A 2,518-nucleotide genomic window follows, 5' to 3' on the forward strand; every position below is an offset into this window, starting at 1 on the left:
GCATTGGTAAGGGCCATGGACGACACTCCGATAAGCGCGCGGTGCTCTACGCTTGCTGCACTGCAATATCAAGTGCCGCAACGTAATGTCTGCCGGCATCGCCTGTCGTTGCTCGCCTTGGCAGACTCGCCAGCCCGAAGCCCTACCGACGAGCAATAGCGCACCGGCAGAACCCTTAGCGCCCAGATCAATGAATGGTTCTCGGCCACAGTGCCCCCCGCGATGCGACCGATGGCGACCAGGGGTGTCGGGGCGTACAAGGATGGCGGTTTCCTGATGCCGTTGCTCCAGTGTGATCGCACCGTTGCTGCGTCTCCAGTGTAGCTGGATACGATCCTTTCCAGACGGCCACAACGATCTTTGGTCATTCTTTGTCGGTTTTGTCGAGTTCGTGACACTGTGCTGTTCGCCCCGATGTGCAGCCCCGCTCACCACTAAGCCGTTGAAACAAAATGCATGAGCGCTGTTTTGCGGTTTCCTGTGCAGTTGGCACGACCTTTGATGATCTCGTTGTGCGGCGGCACACGCTGCTACGGTGCATTATTACTTCATCCTGTGATTTCGAGCTCTAGGAAAGGAGAAAAAATGAAGACCAATATGCAAGCGTTATCGGCATCGCACGTTGCCGTTCCATGAATAAAATGCTCCGCATATACACTAACATAGGCAATTCTCCGGGCGCGGGTGGCAATTTGCATTGGTATTTCGTCACAAAACTGATGTGAATATAGACTATTGGCTGGTTCCGACGTCGGTAGTGCTTGACGGAGGCCGCCCGCCACCGCTAACACGTGGCGCCAAATCGGCACCCTGCCGATCTTTTCAAGAGGGGACACCCGTGACGCGGCAGAATTATCTCTTCACCTCGGAATCCGTCTCCGAGGGCCATCCAGACAAAGTCTGTGACCGTATCTCCGACGAGACCGTGGATCTTGTCTATCGAGAAGCCGAGAAGACGGGCATGGACCCGTGGAAGGTTCGCGTTGCGTGCGAAACGCTGGCCACCACCAACCGCGTCGTCATCGCCGGCGAGGTCCGCGTCCCCGACACGCTTTTGAAGAAGGACAAGGCGGGCAACATCCTGAAGGATGCTTCCGGCCACCCTGTCGTCAACCCGACCAAGTTCAAGTCGGTTGCCCGCAAGGCAATTCGCGAGATCGGCTACGAGCAGTCCGGCTTCCACTGGAAGACCGCCAAGATCGACGTGCTGCTGCACGGCCAGTCGCCTGACATCGGCCAGGGCGTCGACAATGCCGCCGACCGCCAGGGCGAGGAAGGTGCCGGCGACCAGGGCATCATGTTCGGCTACGCCTGCCGCGAGACGCCCGACCTGATGCCGGCGCCGATCTATTACAGCCACAAGATCCTCGAACTCCTGGCCGCCGCGCGCCATGAGAACAGCGGTGAAGCCGGCAGGCTCGGCCCCGATGCCAAGAGCCAGGTCACCGTGCGCTATGCCGACGGCAAGGCAGCGGAAGTCACGCAGATCGTGCTCTCCACCCAGCACCTCGATTCGAGTTGGGATTCAAGGAAGGTTCACAAGGTCGTCGAGCCCTATATCCGCGAGGCCCTTGGCGACCTCAAGGTGGCCGAGGACTGCAACTGGTACATCAACCCGACCGGCAAGTTCGTCATCGGCGGACCCGACGGCGACGCGGGCCTCACCGGTCGCAAGATCATCGTCGACACCTATGGCGGTGCCGCGCCCCATGGCGGCGGTGCCTTCTCCGGCAAGGACACCACCAAGGTCGACCGCTCGGCTGCCTATGCGGCGCGCTATCTTGCCAAGAACGTCGTGGCGGCGAAGCTTGCCGACCGCTGCACCATCCAGTTGTCCTACGCCATCGGCGTCGCCCAGCCGCTGTCGGTCTATGTCGACCTGCATGGCACCGGTAAGGTCGACGAGGCCAGGCTCGAGGAGGCGCTGCGCAAGGTGATGGACCTGTCCCCGTCGGGCATCCGCCGTCATCTCGACCTCAACAAACCGATCTACGCCAAGACCTCGTCCTACGGCCATTTCGGCCGTAAGGCAGGCCAGGACGGTTCCTTCTCCTGGGAGAAGACCGACCTTGCAGATCGCCTAATGGCGGCTACGAGATCCTCGATAAGCCCCCAGGACGAACTGACGGCAAGTTGTTGAGGTGGAAATTCGGAACAATGAAGAGCCACCCCGCAAAGGTGCATCCGAACTGTCGGAAGTGTTCGTGAGGAGGTGTGTCGGCTCTACTCTGGCCTTGGTGATGGTGGGACTGATATATCTTGCCGTACGATAGCCCATTGAACTGACGAAGTTGTCAGGCGTTGGATTGCTTCAACAAGCTCGAGTCATTAATCGATGCCGGGGGCACCAACGCCGTTGAGGAAGCTCGGACTTTGCTCCGCCGGTTCGGAGGCTGCTCTCAGTTGGTCTCGACGGCGATCGACGATCTTCTGATCGAGTTGATGACGCTGGTCTTCCTTGTTGAAGGCGGCAGTGAGCCATCCCAGAATTCAGCGCGACGACTGGCCCGCATAAGAT

1 protein-coding gene is annotated in these 2,518 nt (G+C 59.5%); it reads left to right on the forward strand.

Annotation, left to right across the window (positions count from 1 at the left end; genetic code table 11):
• Positions 1–838: 838 nt before the first annotated feature.
• A complete protein-coding gene (metK, locus tag EOA38_RS33495) occupies positions 839–2,140 on the forward strand; it encodes a methionine adenosyltransferase (protein ID WP_127301246.1) in 1,302 nt (433 codons plus the stop codon).
• Positions 2,141–2,518: the final 378 nt, after the last annotated feature.

The organism is Mesorhizobium sp. M1E.F.Ca.ET.041.01.1.1, assembly GCF_003997355.1.
Taxonomy (GTDB): domain Bacteria; phylum Pseudomonadota; class Alphaproteobacteria; order Rhizobiales; family Rhizobiaceae; genus Mesorhizobium.